This window comes from Janthinobacterium sp. GW821-FHT03A03, from assembly GCF_059421435.1.
This window is the reverse complement of the sequence record NZ_JBWKUZ010000017.1, coordinates 48,104-66,027: the sequence shown is the minus strand read 5'-3', so window position 1 is coordinate 66,027 and position 17,924 is coordinate 48,104. Positions and strand designations below refer to the sequence as shown.

Annotated in this window: 19 protein-coding genes; 8 read left to right on the top strand and 11 right to left on the bottom strand. The window is 64.3% G+C overall.

Annotated features, from left to right (window positions below; translation table 11 throughout):
- Positions 1 to 129 precede the first annotated feature (129 nt).
- Positions 130 to 1,230, top strand: a complete 1,101-nt coding sequence (locus AC07VI_RS23150) for a glycosyltransferase family 9 protein (protein ID WP_157792479.1) — start codon at positions 130 to 132, stop codon at positions 1,228 to 1,230.
- Here the strand turns inward: AC07VI_RS23150 and AC07VI_RS23145 are convergent.
- Positions 1,215 to 3,383, bottom strand: a complete 2,169-nt coding sequence (locus tag AC07VI_RS23145; protein WP_492993679.1) for a putative bifunctional diguanylate cyclase/phosphodiesterase — start codon at positions 3,381 to 3,383, stop codon at positions 1,215 to 1,217. The genes AC07VI_RS23150 and AC07VI_RS23145 overlap by 16 nt on opposite strands.
- Before the next feature lie 118 nt (positions 3,384 to 3,501).
- Entirely contained in the window at positions 3,502 to 3,954 is a 453-nt protein-coding gene (locus AC07VI_RS23140; protein ID WP_086145693.1) for a hypothetical protein, read from the bottom strand.
- A 194-nt stretch (positions 3,955 to 4,148) separates the two neighbouring features.
- On the opposite strand from AC07VI_RS23140, the gene AC07VI_RS23135 reads away from it, so the two are divergent.
- The gene (locus tag AC07VI_RS23135; protein WP_086145694.1) at positions 4,149 to 4,628 is read left to right on the top strand and encodes a PACE efflux transporter; all 480 of its coding nucleotides are present in this window, start codon (positions 4,149 to 4,151) and stop codon (positions 4,626 to 4,628) included.
- Here the strand turns inward: AC07VI_RS23135 and AC07VI_RS23130 are convergent.
- Positions 4,592 to 5,485 carry a LysR family transcriptional regulator gene (locus AC07VI_RS23130; protein WP_086145695.1) on the bottom strand — a complete coding sequence of 298 codons (894 nt, stop codon included), beginning with the start codon at positions 5,483 to 5,485 and terminating at the stop codon, positions 4,592 to 4,594. The two genes, AC07VI_RS23135 and AC07VI_RS23130, sit on opposite strands and share 37 nt — an antisense overlap.
- A 94-nt stretch (positions 5,486 to 5,579) precedes the next feature.
- On the opposite strand from AC07VI_RS23130, the gene AC07VI_RS23125 reads away from it, so the two are divergent.
- Positions 5,580 to 5,783: a DUF3460 family protein gene (locus AC07VI_RS23125; RefSeq protein ID WP_086145696.1), complete on the top strand. Its 204-nt coding sequence runs from the start codon at positions 5,580 to 5,582 to the stop codon at positions 5,781 to 5,783.
- A gap of 49 nt (positions 5,784 to 5,832) precedes the next feature.
- Here AC07VI_RS23125 and AC07VI_RS23120 read toward each other — a convergent pair whose 3' ends face one another.
- Positions 5,833 to 6,582, bottom strand: coding sequence for a YcbK family protein (locus tag AC07VI_RS23120; protein ID WP_413465874.1), 750 nt, complete (start codon positions 6,580 to 6,582; stop codon positions 5,833 to 5,835).
- A gap of 98 nt (positions 6,583 to 6,680) precedes the next feature.
- Positions 6,681 to 7,517, bottom strand: a complete 837-nt coding sequence (locus AC07VI_RS23115) for an EAL domain-containing protein (protein WP_086145697.1) — start codon at positions 7,515 to 7,517, stop codon at positions 6,681 to 6,683.
- Between the two features lie 233 nt (positions 7,518 to 7,750).
- On the opposite strand from AC07VI_RS23115, the gene AC07VI_RS23110 reads away from it, so the two are divergent.
- The gene (locus tag AC07VI_RS23110; protein WP_086145698.1) at positions 7,751 to 8,563 is read left to right on the top strand and encodes a class II glutamine amidotransferase; all 813 of its coding nucleotides are present in this window, start codon (positions 7,751 to 7,753) and stop codon (positions 8,561 to 8,563) included.
- 98 nt (positions 8,564 to 8,661) lie between these two features.
- Here AC07VI_RS23110 and AC07VI_RS23105 read toward each other — a convergent pair whose 3' ends face one another.
- Positions 8,662 to 9,192, bottom strand: a complete 531-nt coding sequence (locus AC07VI_RS23105; RefSeq protein WP_086145699.1) for a GNAT family N-acetyltransferase — start codon at positions 9,190 to 9,192, stop codon at positions 8,662 to 8,664.
- Positions 9,193 to 9,493: 301 nt separating this feature from the next.
- Between AC07VI_RS23105 and AC07VI_RS23100 the strand changes: the two genes are divergently transcribed.
- Entirely contained in the window at positions 9,494 to 10,549 is a 1,056-nt protein-coding gene (locus tag AC07VI_RS23100) for a sulfate ABC transporter substrate-binding protein (RefSeq protein ID WP_492993674.1), read from the top strand.
- Positions 10,550 to 10,770: 221 nt separating this feature from the next.
- On the opposite strand, the gene AC07VI_RS23095 is transcribed toward AC07VI_RS23100, so the two are convergent.
- Entirely contained in the window at positions 10,771 to 11,256 is a 486-nt protein-coding gene (locus tag AC07VI_RS23095; protein WP_086145700.1) for a hypothetical protein, read from the bottom strand.
- A 172-nt stretch (positions 11,257 to 11,428) separates the two neighbouring features.
- Here AC07VI_RS23095 and AC07VI_RS23090 point away from each other — a divergent pair, with 172 nt between their 5' ends.
- Positions 11,429 to 11,647 (top strand): TOBE domain-containing protein, encoded by a 219-nt coding sequence (locus tag AC07VI_RS23090; protein ID WP_034757699.1) that lies wholly within the window; start codon positions 11,429 to 11,431, stop codon positions 11,645 to 11,647.
- Between the two features lie 57 nt (positions 11,648 to 11,704).
- Here AC07VI_RS23090 and AC07VI_RS23085 read toward each other — a convergent pair whose 3' ends face one another.
- Positions 11,705 to 12,133 (bottom strand): DsrE family protein, encoded by a 429-nt coding sequence (locus tag AC07VI_RS23085; RefSeq protein ID WP_086145701.1) that lies wholly within the window; start codon positions 12,131 to 12,133, stop codon positions 11,705 to 11,707.
- Between the two features lie 38 nt (positions 12,134 to 12,171).
- On the bottom strand, positions 12,172 to 12,579 hold the full coding sequence (locus tag AC07VI_RS23080) for a LytTR family DNA-binding domain-containing protein (protein WP_492993671.1): 408 nt from the start codon (positions 12,577 to 12,579) through the stop codon (positions 12,172 to 12,174).
- Between the two features lie 381 nt (positions 12,580 to 12,960).
- Between AC07VI_RS23080 and AC07VI_RS23075 the strand changes: the two genes are divergently transcribed.
- A complete protein-coding gene (locus AC07VI_RS23075; RefSeq protein WP_086145702.1) occupies positions 12,961 to 13,839 on the top strand; it encodes a serine hydrolase in 879 nt (292 codons plus the stop codon).
- Positions 13,840 to 13,906: 67 nt separating this feature from the next.
- On the opposite strand, the gene AC07VI_RS23070 is transcribed toward AC07VI_RS23075, so the two are convergent.
- On the bottom strand, positions 13,907 to 14,842 hold the full coding sequence (locus AC07VI_RS23070) for a DMT family transporter (protein WP_099375823.1): 936 nt from the start codon (positions 14,840 to 14,842) through the stop codon (positions 13,907 to 13,909).
- Between the two features lie 119 nt (positions 14,843 to 14,961).
- On the opposite strand from AC07VI_RS23070, the gene AC07VI_RS23065 reads away from it, so the two are divergent.
- Positions 14,962 to 15,861, top strand: a complete 900-nt coding sequence (locus AC07VI_RS23065; protein WP_086145704.1) for a LysR family transcriptional regulator — start codon at positions 14,962 to 14,964, stop codon at positions 15,859 to 15,861.
- 8 nt (positions 15,862 to 15,869) lie between these two features.
- Here the strand turns inward: AC07VI_RS23065 and AC07VI_RS23060 are convergent, their stop codons facing one another.
- Positions 15,870 to 17,807, bottom strand: a complete 1,938-nt coding sequence (locus AC07VI_RS23060; RefSeq protein WP_099420368.1) for a methyl-accepting chemotaxis protein — start codon at positions 17,805 to 17,807, stop codon at positions 15,870 to 15,872.
- Between the last annotated feature and the right edge of the window lie 117 nt (positions 17,808 to 17,924).

Here is a 17,924-nt window from a genome sequence, read left to right as displayed (position 1 = left end):
CGCCTTGGCCACGCGGCAATAAATTGACACGCCCCCTAGCCCAGGACCGTGGAAATCCGTAAGATGCAGCGGTCGCTGACGCTTTCACCAGGACGCCAGCGCATTCCGTCATCCACCTCCGGAGTTCCCTTGATAAAAACCGCCGCCCGGCTGATCAGCTACGCCCTGCTGGGCAAATCCGACAAGCAGCCCCTCGATATCGCCAAGGTGCGCAAGGTATTGATTTTGCGCAATGATAAGATCGGCGACATGATCGTCACCACGCCGTTGCTGCGCGAGCTGAAGAAAAACTACCCGCACTGGCAAATCGACGTGGCCGCCAGCAGCGCCAACCGCGCCGTGCTGGCCGACAATCCGCATGTCAACGACATCATCATCTGGGACAAGCAGCCGCTGCTGCGCGACTTGCGCAGCACCATCGCCGACCTGCGCCGGCGCCGCTACGACGTCATCTTCAACCCCTACAACCGCTTTTCGATTCCCTTGCTGTTGCGCATCAAATGGCTGGGCGCGCGCTATCTGACGGGCTTCGCCATTCCCAAGTACGGCAGCTCGACGGCCAAACTGGGCATGTTCGACCACACGGTGCCGTGCGACCGCAGCCGCCATATCCTGCACAGCTTCTTCGCCACGTTCGCGCAGTTCGGCTTGCGCGATATCGACATGCGCTACGAACTGTTCGGCGTGGACGCCCACGCGGCGCGGGTTGACGCGGCCTGCGACGCCCTGCTGCGCGACTATGCGGGATTGTTTTGCCTCAATTTTCAAGGCAGCAATGCGCAGCGCACGGTCAGCGTGGCCGATGCCCGGCGCTGCTGCGCCGCCCTGGCGGCGCGCTATCCGCGCCATGCGCTGCTGGTGATCGCCGCGCCGGGCACCGAGGCGCGCGCGGCCGAGATCGTGGACGGCGCCGGCCACGCCAATGTGATGCTGGCGCCGCCCACCGGCCACGTCCTGGAGCTGGCGGCCCTGATACGGCGCTGCGAACTGGTGCTCTCGCCCGACACGTCGGTGATCCACCTGGCGTCCGTGTATGACAAGAAAATCGTCGGCTACTACATCCGTACCGACAACTACCGCTGGTTTTATCCGGCCAGCCGCCACTACCGCGTCATGGTGGCGCCCGGCCTGACCCTGGAAACGGTCAGCGCGGACGCCACCCTGGCTGCCGTCGACGAGCTGATGGCCGGCGATACGCCGCTGCAAGCGACCGTTCAAGCAGCGGGCTGAGCGGCTACCAGGGCCGCGAACTGCCCTGCCGGCAAGGCCCGGGAAAACACATGGCCCTGCGCATAATCGCAGCCGGCGGCCCGCAGCAAGTCGCGCTGCGTGGCCGTCTCCACGCCCTCCGCCACCACCTTCAGGCCCAGGCCCTGCGCCAGCGTGATGATGGCCACGCACATGGCCAGGTCCGCTTCGCCATGGCCCAGTTCCCGCACCAGCGAGGGATCGAGCTTGAGCACGTCGATATCGCCCCGCTTCAGGCATGCCAGCGAGGCGTTGCCGGCGCCAAAGTCGTCGAGCGCCAGCGCCAGGCCCATGCCGCGCAGCTGCCGCAGCCGCTCGCCCACCTGGCGGGCATCGTCGAGCAGCACGCCTTCGGCCATCTCGATGGCGATGGCGCCCGGCGCCAGGCCCGCCCGCGCCAGGGTCTCTCCCCAGCCCTCGTAGCAGGCGGCGTCGCAGTGAAATTCCAGCGCCGACTTGTTGATGCTGATCTGGAAGGCGGCGCCATACTCGGCTTGCCACTGCTGCGCCTGGCGCACGGCCTGGCGAAACACCCAGTCGCCGATATCGGTGATCAAGCCGTTGGCTTCCGCAAAGGCGATGAAATCGGCGGGACACAGCAGGCCGCGCTGCGGATGGCGCCAGCGCAGCAGCGCTTCGGCCCGCTCGATGCCGCCGCCCTGCAGCCCGATGATGGGCTGGTAATGCAATTCGAACTGATTTTGTTCCAGCGCAAGGCGCATTTCGCGCACCGTGCTGCGGCGCAGTTCTGCCGCCTGCTGCATGGCCGGCGTGAAGTAGCTGTAGCGGTTGCGCCCCGCGCTCTTGGCCGCATACATGGCCTGGTCGGCGTGGCGCAGCAAGGTGGCCGTCGCCTCGGCATCGGCCGGATACAGGGCCACGCCCACGCTGGCCGAGATCTGCGCGCTGTCGCCGTCAAGCGTGAATGGCGCGGCCAGCGCCGCCACCAGCTCCTGCAGCACCCGTTCGATGCCGCCCGGCTGCGCCACGCCGGCCAGGATGACGGTGAATTCATCGCCGCCCAGGCGCGCCACCGTGTCGGTCACGCGCACGCGCTCGCTGATGCGCCGCGCCGCCTGGCGCAGCAGCATGTCGCCCTTGGCGTGACCGAGGCGGTCGTTGACTTGCTTGAAATGGTCGAGATCGATGAACAGCAGGGCCAGGCTTTTGCCGTCGCGCCTGGCGCGCCGCGCCTCGTTGTGCAGGCGGTCGAGAAACATGTGGCGGTTCGGCAAGCCCGTCAGCTGGTCGACGTTGGCTTGCCGCCAGATGCGCTCGGACGCGATGCGCTGCGCCGTGATGTCGCTCACCAGCGCCAGCGCGCCCAGGTAGCCGCCGCTGGCATCGAAGATGGGATTGGTGGCCAGGGTGGCCCACAGGGCGCTGCCGTCGCGGCGCAGGAATTTGAATTCATGGCGTTCGGCGATGCCTTCCTCGCGCCGCGCGATATTGCGCTCGAGGATGGCGCGCCCCTCCTCGTCCATGAAGGAGGCCAGCGGCTGGCCCAGCATGTCCTCGATCTGGAAACCCAGCATGTGCGCCATCTTCGGGTTGACAAAGCTGGTCAGCGCCTGCGCATCGATTTCCCAGATGCCCTCTTCGGCACTGTGCACGATGCGCCGGAAGCGCTCCTCGCTGCGTTCGAGCGCGGCCAGCCTGCCTTCGGCCTGCTCGAGCACCAGGCGCAGCGCCTGGCCGCCGGGATCGGCGCTGCCAAGCAGACTCATCGGTAAACAGGGTTCCGGCGCACCCGGACGCAGCCTGATCTGCAGCTGGATGCGTTCCGGTTCGCTGCTGTTGAGCACGCGCTGCACGAACTGCTCGTAATCGTGGCCGAAGGCTTCGTGCACGTAGGCGCGGAACAGCACGTGGCCGGGCCGCTCGCGCTGCAGGCCGAACAGCTCGGCGGCCACGAGGTTCATTTGCAGGATCACGCCGTCGAGGCCCAGCACGAAATAGGCGACGGGCGCCAGCAGGTACAAATCGTTGAAATACGCCTGTTCGCGCTCGGCCTTCACCCGCTCCGGGCTGAAGACGCCATCGTCGAGCAAGGGCGCGGCCGGCCACGCCACGGGGTCGTGGCCACGCAGGGAAGAGGAATCCGGAGCAGAGACCGCATGCGGCGTAATGTCCATGGCTATCCTTTGCACCACCGCCCAGACAGTCTGGCGGATGCTGTCCCGAGACTAGCATGCGCAAGGCGCAGTGTCGAGCCACGCACGCCCGCCCGCACGTTTTACAACAGGGCCGGCCTCAGCGTCCCATGCCGCGCCGGCGCAGGCCGAAATCGTGTCCCACCACCAGCAGGGTGCTGGCGACCAGGCTGGACAGGCCCACTATGAGCTGGATCAATTTATCGTCAGGCAAGATCCACAGCGATGACGCCGGCGTCTCGCAGCCCGTGGCCGCGCTGATCAGGGGCGACACCCAGGCCGCGTCCGGCGTCACGTCGAGCACGACGGCGCCGTCGGCGCTCGTCTGCATATAGATGTCGCCCCCTTCGGCCAGGGTAAAGCAGATGCCCACGCCCGTTTCCGTGGCGCGGATATTGTCCTGCATGCTGCGGTTATGTTCCTCGATCCACACTTCCACGTCGTATGGCGTTTCCAGGTGCTCCCACGGGCGGGGGCGGAAACGCGGACGTTCGTCCGCGCTGGCGGGAGAATCCGCGATATCGGGATTGTTGCTGTCTGCTGCGCCTTGCATGCTCGTTGACCTTTTCTGCGGTGATGTTCTGCGGTGATGCGCGGGAGCGTTTGCCCGCCAGCCGCCATTATCCCCCGTTCGCGGCGCGCAGGGTATTCCCACAGCGAATTCATCAGAAAAACTGACAGCTATCAACTTTTAACATCAACATGTCTGACTTAAAATACGCGCCATCTCTTCTTTACAGGTTTTACATGCAAGGCATCAAACGCAAAATCGTCTACGTCACGGCCTTTGAAATCATCGGCATGGCCATTTCCACACTCTGGCTGACCCTGCTTTCGGGTGAATCGCCCACCAGCACGGGCCCGCTGGCGATCATGATCACCACCATCGCCGTGATCTGGAACCTGCTCTACAACACGGCCTTCGAATACTGGGAAATCCGCCAGGTGTCGCGCACGCGCACCGTCTGGCGCCGCATCCTGCATGCGATCGGCTTCCAGATCACGCTCGTCATCTACCTGATTCCGCTGATCGCCTGGTGGCTCAACATCAGCCTGTGGGAGGCCTTCGTGCTCGATTTCGCGCTGATGCTGATCATCCCGTGCTACAGCTTCATCTTCAATTACTTCTTCGACGGCCTGTTCGGCGTGCCCCTGTCGGCGCAGCAGCCGAAGGAAGCAGCGCCCGCTACTCAGGGCGCGAGAGTTTCCGACGCGGTCAGCAACTGAAGAAAGGACCGCGCCGCCATGCCCAGCGGCCGGTCCTTCATCCACACGAGGTGGATGGGCACGACCAGGCCATTGCCCGTGTTCTTGAAGGCCACGCAGCGCACCCTGCCCGCCGCCAGAGAATGGGCGATGGCCGAGGCGGCGAAATTGCCCCAGCCCAGCCCCGCCTCGACCATGGACAGCGCCATCGGCAGGCTGTCCGTGCGCCAGTAGGACAGTCCCACGACGGGACGCGCATCGGCCAGGTCGAGTTCCCGGCTGGCAACGATGATCTGGCGCAAATTGACCAGTTCCTCGATGTACACGGGCTGTCCCGCCGCGCTCGGTGGATGCTGCGTGGAAATAATCGCCAGCAAGGCGTCGCTGCCCACCAGCTGGAACTGTTCCTCGTGATTGATGCGCCCGCCGGCAAACGCCATGCAGGCGCTGATGCGGCCCCGGTGCAGCATGTCGAGCACGTCATCCTGCGGCGCCGTCAGCACTTCGATGTCGAGCAGCGGATGGCGCTGCGACAGGGCCTGCACGGCGGCAAGAAAAGGCGCATGGTCGAGTTCGGCCGCAATGCCCAGAGAAATGCGGCTTTCCAGCCCCTGCGACAATTGCTGCGCATGCAGGTGCAGCTGCTTGAGCTGCTCGGCAATCAGGCGCGCGTGGGGAATCAGGGCCGTGGCGGCCGGCGTGGGCACGGCTTCGCGCGCGCCGCGGTCGAACAGCACGATGCCCAGTTCCGCCTCGATGCTGGCAATGGCCATGCTGACGGCCGACGGCGCCCGCCGCAGGGCGCGCGCGGCGGCCGAGAACGAGCCGCCGTCGACGACGGCCAGGAACAGTTCGATGTTATGGCTGGACAGTTTCATGGGAAACGGAAAGAGGAAGCTGAAAGCGGGAAATGGGCGGCACGTTTCTGCCGCCAGCGATAAAATGGCAGAAATCTCGATAGCAGGAGGGGCCATGACTCATCCACTTCCCTACCGCCGCGGCGGCTACGTCTCGGAGTTTACCCGCTTTATCGACGGCTATCTGCGCAACCATCCCGAAGCGCAAACCAGCCAGCGCCGCGGCTGGCGCATCTGGTGGGAACGCCCCGTGAATTTCGACGAGTGGCGGCGCGCCGGCAGCGATAGCGTGCCGGAGCCGCCTTACCACTACGACTGATCAAACAAAGGCCCGGACAAACGGATTTATCCGGCGTTTGTCCTGTCGTTCAGCCTTTCCAGGTGCGCTGCAGACCGGTATCGGCATGGATCCAGCCGCCGCGCGGGCCGGAGCGGTAATAAAATCCCACGCCGCCCTGCTTGAAGCTGCGCACGAGCGAGCCGAGCACTTCCGCGTTCAGATTCGCCACGCGGATGTCGGCGGCGCGCCCCGAAATGTGCAGCGACTGGCGCGCGGCCGGCACGCCCGCTTCGCGCAGCTTGCCGTTCGATTCGGCCGTGCGGTAGCCCGACAAAATCTCCAGCGGCTGCTCGATGCCGTAGCGGGCCACGAACGCTTGCGTGCCCCACAGGGTTTCCAGCAGTTTCGGGTCGATGGGCGCCGTCTTCTTGCCGTTCACGTCGCGCAGCAAGTGGCACAGTTCCTGGTAGGCCGAATCGATGACTTCGCCATCTTTCCAGTACAGCAGCTTGGCCTTTTCATTGCTGGCCGGACGCACCACTTCCAGGGTGCGGGGCTTGAGCCAGAATTCCAGGTCCAGCGCCTGCGCGTCGAAGATGTCGGGCGGCGGTTCGAGTTCCGTGATCGGCTGGCGCGACTGCGAGGTGAGCGAGCGGTCCACGCTGGCCAGCTGCGTCGGCTGGGGCGGCACGCCCGTGCGCGGGGCGCGCGGCCTGGCGCTGGCCGAAGCCGCGGCGGGAGCGGCCGTGCGCGAGGCGCAGCCGATGAGAGGGGTAGCTACCAGGCCCAGCGCGGCCAGGCCCATACCGTGGTGTAGAAAATTTCTGCGCGATGCCATAGTCAGTCCAATGTAACGATGGGAATACTATAGCGTATTGTGCTGCGAAGAAAAACCCTCCATGCCTATCGTACGGGCCTGATTGCCCGCTTTTTGCGTCAGGCGGCGGCAGCGACGGGCGCGGCGCCCTCTTTCGCCTGCGCCAGCACCGTCAATGGCTTGTCAAGCAGATAACCCTGGGCTGCGATGGGCAAGCCCGTGGCGGCGGCGATGCGCTGCAGCGCGGCCAGCGCGGCCGGCGTGTCGAGGCGCTTGAAGACGACGCGGATTTTCGCCGCATGGCACACGGTGACGAAGCTGGCGACGGCCTGCTCGTCGCTGAGGTTGCCCGCGTCGAGCTTGAACGCGTGCGGGTGCAGCCGCTCCAGCATGCCTGTCGCTTCCTGCACGCTGGCCACGTTGATGGCCAGGCGAAAACCGTTGCGGCGGTAATTGTCGGCCACGTAATTGAGCAGCCAGCCCTGGTTTGGCGTGACGGCCGGCAATTGCAGCACGATGCGCTCGATGGGCAAGCCCAGCGCGTCGAGGATGCGCTGGAAGGCGTGGCCGTGATTGCTGCTGACGGCGCTGAGCAGGCGGTCGTGCACGTTCAGGTACAGGTCGGACTGCTCCGCCTCGCTCTGGCGGAAAAAATTAATCGCATGCAACATGCGGCACAGCCGGTCCAGCTCCACGGATTCGTCGTCGCTGGCCGCGTGGTCGAGCAAGCGCCACAGCGACAGGCCCTCGTCCGCCTTCGACACGCTGCGCGCCAGGCCCTCGAACGCCAGCAGCTTGCCGCTGCCCAGTTCGCGCAGCGGCTGGAAGGCGCTGGTCATGGTGCAATTGAAAAAGCGTCCCAGCGCCCTGCCCTCGTCATCGAGCCAGACGCTGGTGCCGGCCTGGGTCTGATGCGACAGGCGGGCCAGATAATTCTTCAGGACGGGAAATGGCATGGATGCTCCTTCGTAAGGCTGCGCCAGGCTGTCCTCGCGGGAAAAGCGGCGCCAAAGCGTGCAGACTAAGGCAAGGCGAACCAAAGGAGAACGAATGGTTTCGCCATTTGATATGCGCCCAGCATATAAAGAATGCGGCGGCCGGCGCATAACGATAGTCGGAAACATTCGTTCCAGCGGTCCGCCCCGGCCTTTACTGTGGGCGTGTACCGATATCGTCAGGAAGGGCCGCCATGTGCCAGTTACTCGCAATGAACAGCAGCAAGCCCGCCGCGCTGGGGTTTTCCTTTGCCGGCTTCGCCGAACGGGGCGGACGCACGGACGAGCACCGCGACGGCTGGGGCATCGCCTATCATTCCAGTAGCGGCTGCACCCTGCTGACGGACCACCTGGCCGCCGTCGACTCGCCGCTGGCCGCCACGGTGCAGCGGCACCCCGTGAAGGCAAGGAACATCGTCGCGCACATCCGCAAGGCCACGCAGGGCCGCATCGCCCAGGAAAACACGCACCCGTTCGCCCGCGAACTGTGGGGCAAGACCTGGTCCTTCGCCCACAATGGCGACCTGAAAACGTGGCGCGCGCCCGTCAACGCCCACTACCGCGCCAGCGGCGACACCGACAGCGAACAGGCGTTCTGCCACCTGCTGGCCAGCCTGCGCGCACGCTTTCCCCTGGGTGAACCCACGCGCGCCGCGCTGCGCGCCGCCATCGCCGACGTGGCCCGCGAAATCGCCGCGCACGGCAGCTTCAACTTCATCCTGTCCGACGGCGAACTGCTGTTTGCCCACTGTTCCACGCATCTGCACTATGTGATCCGCGAATATCCATTTTCCGTGGCGCACCTGATCGACTGCGAGCGCAGCATCGATTTCCGCCAGCACAACCACCTCGACGACCGCATCGCCGTCATCGCCACGCATCCGCTGACGCAGAACGAGGACTGGCTGGCGTTCGCGCCAGGCGAACTGAAGCTGTTTGCCCGCGGCGCCTTGCTGCCGCCGAACGAGACGGCGCCGCAAGGCGTGTACATCCAGATCAGTTACTGAGCGGATACTGAGCTGATACCGAGTCGTTACGAGGGAACATGTTCAAACGGAGGGAAGGGCCCGCCGCCGGATGGGCGGGCTGAAATGCAGGATAGCCGTCAGGCCGAATTGCAGTTGCAAAAGCGCTTGCGCTTGGGGTCGCCGCTAGCGATACCCGCGGGGTCAATCTGTTTCCAGCAAAAAATCGTTTCCACGCCATACGGCGAGCGCACATTGCCCGCCTCGACATAGCCCTGCTTGACGAAGAATTCCTGGCTCGTTGCCGTGCTGTGCAGCTGCAAGGCCTTGATGCCCCACTCCCTGGCCTGCACTTCGAGCCGCTCGACGAGGGCCTTGCCCGCGCCGCGGCCTTGCGCCTCCGGCAACAGGTAGCACAGGGCCAGCTTGCCGGCGCGCGTCAGCAGGCCCACGCCGACGACGGCGCCCGCCTCGACGGCGACGAGCGAAAAATTGGTGGGCGACGCGAACCAGCACGCCACCATCTGCGGTGTTTTATTGCCCAGCCAGGCTTCCAGGATGGCCGGATCGTCCCGATGATCGAGGCTGCAGCATTCGACGATGGAGCGTCGTAATACATTGCACGCCTCGAAAGCGTCGGTCGATGTTGCAATACGAATTTCAAGACTCATGTACGCTCACAAAATATTCCAGTTGCCGATGCAGGCGGTTTCACCGTGTATCGCGCGATTCGACTATACACCAAGCAGCGCGATCGGGTTTTTTCGCGCCACGCCACGGGACGGATTTGCCCATGACGGAAGCATTGCAGGCTAAGCCTTGACTGTCGTCTTGCCCACGAATCATTTCAAAAATCGATATCTGTTTTTTAGTGCAAACGGGAATGCGATCTAAGCATATTACGAAAAATTCGTTTCTTTTCCGGCCGGAATTTTAGACTATGTCTATCTGTTTTCACAACAAGAGAAGAATATGTCCCGACACAACGCCGCACCGACCGCCGTCCTGACGCTCATCCAACGCTCGCGCCGCTGGTTCCTGGCCGGCGCCCTGGCCGCCTCGGCCGCCGCCATGAGCCTGCCCATGGCCGCCAGCGCGGCCGAACCGGTGGTCTTGCTGAACGTTTCCTACGACGTCATGCGCGAACTGTTCAAGGACGTGAATCCCGCATTTATTGCAGAATGGCAAAAGAAAACGGGCGAAACCATTACCATCAAACAATCGCACGGCGGCTCCAGCAAGCAGGCGCGCTCCGTCGCCGATGGCCTGGAAGCGTCCGTCGTGACCATGAACCAGGCCAACGACATCGATTTGCTGGCCGACCGGGGCCTCGTGGTGGCCGACTGGGCCAAGAAATTCCCGAACAATGCGGCGCCGTTCTATTCCACCATGGTGTATCTGGTGCGCAAAGGCAACCCGAAACAGATCAAGGATTGGGATGACCTGGCCAAGCCCGGCATCAAGGTCATCGTGCCGAACCCGAAAACCTCGGGCAACGGCCGCTACACCTACCTGGCGGCCTGGGGCTATGCCGTGAAAAAAGGCGGCAGCGAAGCGCAGGCGCGCGACCTGGTGACCCGCCTGTTCAAGAACGTGCCCGTGCTCGACGGCGGCGGCCGCGGCGCCACCACCACCTTCACCCAGCGGGAAATCGGCGACGTGCTGGTGACGTTCGAAAACGAAGTGCAGCTGGTGCGCAAGGAATTCGGCGACAACTTCGAAGTCGTCTACCCGAGCATCTCCATCCTGGCCGAGTCGCCCGTGGCCGTCGTCGACAAGGTGGTCGACCGCCGCGGCATCCGCAAGGAAGCCACGGCCTACCTGCAATACCTGTACTCGGAGCCGGGCCAGGAAATTGCCGCCAAGCACTTCCTGCGTCCCCGTTCGGCCGCCGTGGCGAAGAAATACGCGGCCAGCTTCAAGCCGATCAAGCTGTTCACCGTCGACGACGTGTTTGGCGGCTGGAAACAGGCGCAAAAGAAACATTTTGACGATGGCGGCGAGTTCGACAAGATTTATCAACAGTGATCTGACCTGCATCAACAAAAAAACCGGGACTTGTCCCGGTTTTTTTATGGCCGTGCGCCAGCGTCCCACTCCAGCGCGCTGAACAGGCTGGCAATGGCAAGGCCGTCCGCCTCATGCGGGCCAGCGCCTGCCGTCCTGCCAAGGAAACGCAAGCCGCAGGGCGACACGGCGCCTTCCTCCGGCAGCGCGCCGGCGGGGGAACAAGCATGGCCGGCACATCCTTACTGTTTCGTCAGCACCAGCCTGAATTGCGGCAGCCAGCGCCCGTCCACCAGCATCTCGCTGGCCGCCTCATAGGCATCGGCCGATGGCGTCCAGCGCACGCGGTAGGTCAGCGCCTTGCCGCTGGCGTCCACGTACTGCGTGGCAGGAAAGTCGAGGGCGCCGTCGGCCGGCAACATCGTGCCGCGGCTGTAGGCGCCGCTGTTTTCCAGATACAGGAACGCTACCTTGCCTGCGGCGGGATCGTGGTAATACGTGGTTTCGCCCACGTAATCGGGCTTGCCGGGACTGCGCACCGTATGCACGTCGCGCAGCACCTTGCCGCCGTACAGCCACTGGAAACAGTGCTCGTCCGTTTGCTTGCCACCAGGAAATTCGCCCTTCCAGCAATGCCCGGCCAGGAAGGCCATCGGCTGCAGCGCCGCGATGGGGTGCGCAGGCACGGCAAACGAGGGCAACAGCAGCAGCAAGGGCAATGGGCGCATGGCAAACCTCCAGGGAGTTGCAGCCAAGTATAGGCGAATACCATGCTGGCGCAGCGCCGGCGCGCGCTTTGCGCATATCGATATGCGCATCGATTCGTGGTCAAAAGACCGCGCGCGCCGTACTCTGGCCTTGTCGCGCCGCACGGCGTATTACGGGCACAAAGGAAACAGCATGGCTATCTCGGAAGTGAATGTACGCAACCAGTTTCGCGGCAAGATCAAGGAAATCATCTTTGGCCCCGTGGTCTCGGAAGTGGACGTGGAAACGCCGCACGGCATCGTCACCTCGGTGATCACCTCGCGCTCGATCAAGGACCTGGACCTGAAAGTGGGCAGCGAAGTCATCGCGCTGGTGAAATCGACGGAAGTGTCGATCGCCAAGATCCAGTAACCCTTGCCACCCTTGACGCCGCGCCCCTTGCCATCCGGCAGCGGCGCGGCGTTTGCTTCAGGGCTTCAGATACACATAGCCTTCCTGCGCCTGCAACCGGCTCACCTCGGCCACGCCCGACGGCACGATGACGGCTTCGGGCAGCACGCGCTGACGGTCGATGTTGCGTCCTTGCAAGGTGTTATTACAGACGCGAAAGCTCACGCCTCGCTTGACCAGCTCGCGCACCACCGCGTCATACGGCGTGCCATTCCTGTCGCTGGCGCCGTCGAGCAGAAAGTCGATGCCGGGGCCGTGCGCGACGAGCACGATGGTGGCCTGCGGGCTGGCGTTCAGGTGATTGCGGATATTGTTCAGCGCAGCCATGGGATTGCTGCCGTCATTGAGGTGATACACCACCTTCTCCGCCTGCTGCGCCGCCGTGGCGGCGGTGCAGGCGAACAAGGCGAGAAGGATGGCGGCGAAGCAGCGGCGCAAGATAGTCATGAGAGGTCCGTTTCAGTGGCAGATTAAAAACATTGCCATCATATCAATTCCCGAACGAAGACGTAAACGTGCGGCTGACGGGCAGCTTTTCCGTGCTGCCCCCGCAGCAGCACCTGCATGCGCCCGGCGTCGATGCGTTCGGCCGCCTCGATGGCTTTCACGTTGACCATGGTGCCGCGGTGGATTTGCCAGAATTGATCAGGATCATGCCCGCCGAGCAAATCCTTCAGCGGCGCGCGCAGCAGCCGCCCGAAGGCCATGGCCATGGAACCGGTATCGATCGGCGTCAGCCGGACCAGCTTCATGGCGGCGTAGCGGCGCCCCCGTCCCTGGACCCGTTCCGCCATTTCGGGGCGTTTCAGCAGCAGCGATTCCTCGTCGATGCTGCGGCACCAGACCGTATATTTCTTAACACGATGCGTGCTCCGTGGTCTGTGATTAGGCATGAACGCAGTCGACAGCGCCCCGCCTGCAGGCCATAGCGGGGGGCGACGAGGCACGAAGCGGCAGGCGTCAACGACGGAGCACGCGGCGCCTGCCCGCCACTCGCTGCCAATATTGCCTAAATAACATGAAGTTTCCATAGTGAAATCAATAATGGCGTAACAATTTTCACTACGGCAAGAATAGCCCCATTTATTTGCCAAATTGGCCGCAACGCCGCCTGCCGCGGGGCGATGCCGTAGACATCGCCTGATCTTTAATGGTATTGTCTATACTTGGCAAATATTGCCTCCAAGACACACGCCGCGTGCCCGCGGCACTGTCGCGGATTTGCGCGCAGCGCCCCTGATGGCGCCCCAAAACCTGCTTTCCCACATACTCCCATGCTCAAAAAAATGTTCGCCGCGGTGCTGATGACGCTTTCGACAGCGGCCATCGCCGTGCCCTTCGGTTCCCAGTCCATCCTGGTGGTCGAAGACGGCACAGGCAAAGTCTTGCTTGAAAAAAACTCCAACGTGGTGGTGCCCATCGCCTCGCTGACCAAACTCATGACAGCCATGGTCGTGCTCGACTCCAAGGCGAATATGCAGGAAGAGATCAGCATCGACCGCGAGGATGTCGACACCTTGAAACACAGCACCTCGCGCCTGCCCGTGGGCGCCACCCTGAGCCGCCACGACGTGCTGCAACTGGCGCTGATGTCGTCCGACAACCGCGCCGCCGCCTCGCTGGCGCGCACCTTCCCCGGCGGCCCCACGGCGTTTGCCGTGGCCGTCAACGCCAAGATCAAGGCCCTGGGCATGCGCCAGACCGTCATCGAAGAGCCGACGGGTTTGTCGCCGAACAACCAGTCGACGGCGGCCGACCTCGTCAAGATGGCCGTGGCCGCCTCGCGCTACCCGGAAATCAGCCGCATCACCACCGATTCGAAGGACGTGATCCAGATCAAGGGCCGCGACGTGGAATACCACAACACGAACCGCCTGGTGGGCGCCAAGGGCTGGGACATCGGCCTGTCGAAGACGGGCTACACGAATGAAGCGGGACGTTGCCTGATCATGCGCATCAAGTCGGCCGGCAAGTTCGCCACCATGATTTTGCTCAACGCGCGCGCCAATTCCGTGCGCGCCATGGACGCCGTCAACATCCGCCGCATGCTGGCGGCCGAGAACGGCATCGAAGAGCCGAAGGTGATGCGCGCTTCCGTCAGCCGGCACAAGAAGGCGCCGGCCAAGCCATCCAAACGCCGCCGCGCCCGTTGAGCTATAAGTTAACCCTTGAAATGCCGGGGTCGGACCCTCAGGGTCCGACCCCAGTCCTTGCTTAGGGTTAAGCCTTGATTTGCCGGTTGGTCATCACCACGCCGGCAATCGTCACCGCGCCGCCCACCAGCATCGAGGCCAGCACCGGCTCGCCCAGCAGCGCCGCCGCCAGCACGATGCCGAACACGGGCACGAGGTTGTTGAACACGGCCGTGCGCGACGGACCCAGCGCCTTGACGCCCTCGTAATACCAGACAAAGCCGATCACCGTGCCGAACACGCCCAGGTAGCCGATGGCGGCCCACACCTGCCAGCCAAAGCTGTGCCACGGCACGGCCGGAAATTCCACGGCCGCCCCCACCAGCAGGAAGGCCAGGCCCCACATCGCCGCATACGTGGTGGCGGCGATGGGCGAGAGGCCCTTCAGCGCCACTCTGCCGATCAGGGTGTAGGCGGCCCAGCTGGAAATGCCGCAGAACATGAACACTTCGCCCATGCCGATGCCGCCGCCCTTGCCGTGCAGCACGCCGGCCAGGTCGCCACGCGTGATGACGATGGCCGTGCCGCAAAACGCCAGCAGGATGCCCAGCCACTTGAACGATCCCAGACGTTCGCGGAACAGCATGGCCGAGGCCAGCGCCGTGACGATGGGGTTCAGCGCCACGAACAGGGCCGTGCGCCCCGCCGGCATGCGCGACAGGGCCGCCAGGAAGCACAGGTTATATAAAAAGATGCCCGTCAGGCCCAGCGCGGCCGTCGTTGCCAGCTGCTTGCGGTCCAGGCGCGGCAAGCCCCCTTCCAGCTTCCACGCCAGCGCGACGAGCAGCAGCACGGCCACGCCGAAGCGCCCGCTGGCGGCCGTCATGGGCGGCATCTGCTGGGCCAGCACCCTGCCCGCGATAAAGGTGCCGCCCCAGAACAGGGCGACGAAAATCAGTTTCAGGTAGACGAGCGGCGACTGCGCGGCAGGCAGGGCGGCTGAAGGCAAGGCGGATGAAGACATGGAAGTTCCTGTGAAGCCGCTTGCGCGGCGGGTGGCGTACATGCTGTACACTTATATATTAATACTAATATCAACTCATAAAATAATGAGCAAATACTCATAGCACAGGAAAACCACAGATGACCTTCACGCAACTGGAAATCTTTACCCTGGTGGCCGAGCTGCACGGCTTTTCCGCCGCCGCCGCGCAGCTGGGCATCAGCCAGTCGGCCGTCTCGCACGCGTTAAAAGCGCTGGAAAAGGAGATGGGCGTGGACCTCATCGTGCGCCACCAGGCCTCGGCCGAGCTGACTGACGTGGGCCGCCAGCTGCTGGTGCGGGCGCGCGAAATCCTCGGCCTGTCCGAAGCCATGCGCCAGGAAGCGGCCGACGTGCTGGGCCAGCGCCAGGGCAGTTTGCGCATCGGCTCCTTCGGCCCTACTTCGTCCTTGAACCTGCTGCCGGCCATCACGGCGCAGTTCCGCCTGCGCTATCCGGGCATCGCCCTGCGCATCGACGAAGGCGCCGACCATGAAGTGGTGCAGTGGATACGCGAGCGCAGGGTCGATGTGGGCTTCGTCGTGCTGCCCGACGAGCGTTTCGATACGGCGCCGCTGGTGGAAGACCAGATGATGGCGCTGGTGCCGCGCAGCCACCGGCTGGCCGGCGAAACGGCCGTCACCCTGGCGCAGCTGTGCGAAGGGCCGTTCATCATGTCCGAGGCGGGCTGCGCCTGCCTGATCGAGCCGCTGTTCGCCAACGCGGGGCTGCAGCCGAATGTCCCCTACCGCATCAGCCAGGTGATTACCATCCTCGACATGGTCAGCCGCGGCGACGGTGTCTCCATCGTCGCCGAACTGGCCCTGCCGCAGCGGCTGCGGGAGCAGTATCCGGAGCTGGTGGCCCTGCCGTTAAATCCGCCCGTCAGCCGCAAGGTGGGCCTGGCCGTGCGCGACCGGCGCCAGAACACGCCGGCCACCAACGCTTTTTTCGACGTGGCGAAGCAGATGGCGCCGACCCTGGCGCCCCGGCGCGCCTGAAGGCCGGCTTAAAAGGTTTCCCACTCCTCGCTCGCTTCCGGCTTGCGCTGCGCCGCGGGCCTGGAGGCCGGCGCCTGCGCGATGCGCACCGGAGCCGGCGCGCGCGCCACGGGCCTGGCGGCCTGCGGCGCTGCCGCCGGCGCCTGCCCCTCATCGAGCTTGAACACGCCCACCACCTGCGCCAGGGTGCTGGCCTGGTCCTGCAGGCTTTCCGCCGCGGCGGCCGCCTCTTCCACCAGGGCCGCATTCTGCTGCGTCACCTGGTCCATTTGCGCGATCGCCTGGTTCACCTGTTCGATGCCCGAGCTTTGTTCCTGGCTGGCGGCCGTGATTTCGCCCATGATGTCGGTGACGCGGCGCACGCTGTCGACGATTTCCTGCATCGTCGCCCCCGCCTCGTCGACCAGGCGCGCACCCGAATCGACCTTGCCCACGGAATCGTCGATCAGCAGCTTGATTTCCTTTGCCGCTCCCGCGGAGCGCTGCGCCAGGCTGCGCACTTCCGTCGCCACCACGGCAAAGCCGCGTCCCTGCTCGCCGGCGCGCGCCGCTTCCACGGCCGCATTCAGGGCCAGGATGTTCGTCTGGAAGGCGATGCCGTCGATGACGCTGATGATGTCGACGATCTTCTTCGATGAATCATTGATCGAGGCCATGGTGTCGACCACCTGCGCCACCACTTGCCCGCCCTTGCTGGCCACGCCGGACGCCGATTGCGCCATCTGGTTGGCCTGGCGCGCATTGTCCGCGTTCTGTTTCACGGTGGAAGTGAGCTCCTCCATCGAGGCGGCCGTTTCTTCCAGCGAGCTGGCCTGCTCCTCCGTGCGCGAGGACAGGTCCTGGTTGCCGGCGGCGATTTCCGACGACGAGACTTTCACCGATTCGCTGGCCGTGCGGATTTTCACCAGCACGGCGGCGATCTTGTCGATGAAACGGTTGAAGGCGCCCGCGATCTGCGCCAGTTCATCCACGCCGGAAGCGTCGAGGCGGCGCGTCAGGTCGCCCTCGCCCGAGGCGATGTCATCGAGCGCATCGCGCACCAGTTCCAGGCGCTTGAGCATCTTGAACACCAGCAGCGACAGCAGCACGGCCGCCGCGCCGGCCAGCAGCACGGCCGTGACCGTGGCCGTCGTCAGCATCGTCTGCAAGGCTTGCATGGCTTCCTGCTGGTCGAGCACCACGGCCAGCAGCCAGTCGGTGCCCGCCACGCGCGTGACGTACAGCTTGCCGTCGCGCTCATTGAGGCGCACGGCCTCGCTCGCGCGCGTGCTTTCCAGCCGGTTGACCTGCGCGGCCGACAGCGCCGCATCGAGTTTCGATACCGGCTGCAGGCTCAGGTCCTTGTTGGCATGGGCGATGATGGTGCCGCTCTGGTCGACGAGGAAGGCAAAGCTGTGCGGCGTCGGCTTGATCGCCACCACGTTGGCAATCACCGTATCGAGCAGCACGTCGGCGCCCGCCACGCCGCTCAGTGCCTCTTTCGGGCCGACGGGCGCCGTAAACGACACCACCAGCTTGTGGCTGGCCGCATCCACGTACGGCGGCGTGAGCATGGGCACGCCGGCCTTGACGGTGTCCGTGTACCAGGCGCGCGCCGTCGGGTCGAAATCGGCCGGGCGGCCCGGATGGGTAAACACGGAGCGCTTGTCCGCGTAACCGATGAACACTTCGGCAAAATCGCCGGCCTTTTCCGCGATCTGGAAGGCGCGCAGCGGATCGGGCGTCTCGGCCGACATAACGACGGAGGCCATGACTTTTTTCTTGCCATCGACCCACTGCGCCAGCACGGCGGACTGGCTTTGCAGCAGCTGCTGCATCTGCTGGTCGGACGACGCCAGCATGCTGCTGCGCGTGGTGACGTAATTGGCGGCCGACAAGGCCAGCATGGACAGGACGACGATGGCCACGCAAATGAGCACCAGCCGCGTGCGAAGGGAAGACAACATGATGGACTCCTCGTTTCGATTTTATTGGCGTGAAACAGTGCTTTTGCACTACTTCACCTACGCAAGCATTCTCACACAAAAAACGGAACAATTATCGTCAATATTCGGAATACAACA

Excerpts from the sequence above, each read along its gene's own strand:
- AC07VI_RS23070 (WP_099375823.1), bottom strand. The coding sequence starts at position 14,842 with ATGTCTTCATCCGCCTTGCCTTCAGCCGCCCTGCCTGCCGCGCAGTCG.
- AC07VI_RS23075 (WP_086145702.1), top strand. The coding sequence starts at position 12,961 with ATGCTCAAAAAAATGTTCGCCGCGGTGCTGATGACGCTTTCGACAGCG.
- AC07VI_RS23085 (WP_086145701.1), bottom strand. The coding sequence starts at position 12,133 with ATGACTATCTTGCGCCGCTGCTTCGCCGCCATCCTTCTCGCCTTGTTC.
- AC07VI_RS23125 (WP_086145696.1), top strand. The coding sequence starts at position 5,580 with ATGACTCATCCACTTCCCTACCGCCGCGGCGGCTACGTCTCGGAGTTT.
- AC07VI_RS23065 (WP_086145704.1), top strand. The coding sequence starts at position 14,962 with ATGACCTTCACGCAACTGGAAATCTTTACCCTGGTGGCCGAGCTGCAC.
- AC07VI_RS23115 (WP_086145697.1), bottom strand. The coding sequence starts at position 7,517 with ATGCCATTTCCCGTCCTGAAGAATTATCTGGCCCGCCTGTCGCATCAG.
- AC07VI_RS23090 (WP_034757699.1), top strand. The coding sequence starts at position 11,429 with ATGGCTATCTCGGAAGTGAATGTACGCAACCAGTTTCGCGGCAAGATC.
- AC07VI_RS23100 (WP_492993674.1), top strand. The coding sequence starts at position 9,494 with ATGTCCCGACACAACGCCGCACCGACCGCCGTCCTGACGCTCATCCAA.
- AC07VI_RS23095 (WP_086145700.1), bottom strand. The coding sequence starts at position 11,256 with ATGCGCCCATTGCCCTTGCTGCTGCTGTTGCCCTCGTTTGCCGTGCCT.
- AC07VI_RS23135 (WP_086145694.1), top strand. The coding sequence starts at position 4,149 with ATGCAAGGCATCAAACGCAAAATCGTCTACGTCACGGCCTTTGAAATC.
- AC07VI_RS23120 (WP_413465874.1), bottom strand. The coding sequence starts at position 6,582 with ATGGCATCGCGCAGAAATTTTCTACACCACGGTATGGGCCTGGCCGCG.
- AC07VI_RS23130 (WP_086145695.1), bottom strand. The coding sequence starts at position 5,485 with ATGAAACTGTCCAGCCATAACATCGAACTGTTCCTGGCCGTCGTCGAC.
- AC07VI_RS23145 (WP_492993679.1), bottom strand. The coding sequence starts at position 3,383 with ATGGACATTACGCCGCATGCGGTCTCTGCTCCGGATTCCTCTTCCCTG.
- AC07VI_RS23060 (WP_099420368.1), bottom strand. The coding sequence starts at position 17,807 with ATGTTGTCTTCCCTTCGCACGCGGCTGGTGCTCATTTGCGTGGCCATC.
- AC07VI_RS23110 (WP_086145698.1), top strand. The coding sequence starts at position 7,751 with ATGTGCCAGTTACTCGCAATGAACAGCAGCAAGCCCGCCGCGCTGGGG.
- AC07VI_RS23105 (WP_086145699.1), bottom strand. The coding sequence starts at position 9,192 with ATGAGTCTTGAAATTCGTATTGCAACATCGACCGACGCTTTCGAGGCG.
- AC07VI_RS23140 (WP_086145693.1), bottom strand. The coding sequence starts at position 3,954 with ATGCAAGGCGCAGCAGACAGCAACAATCCCGATATCGCGGATTCTCCC.
- AC07VI_RS23080 (WP_492993671.1), bottom strand. The coding sequence starts at position 12,579 with ATGCCTAATCACAGACCACGGAGCACGCATCGTGTTAAGAAATATACG.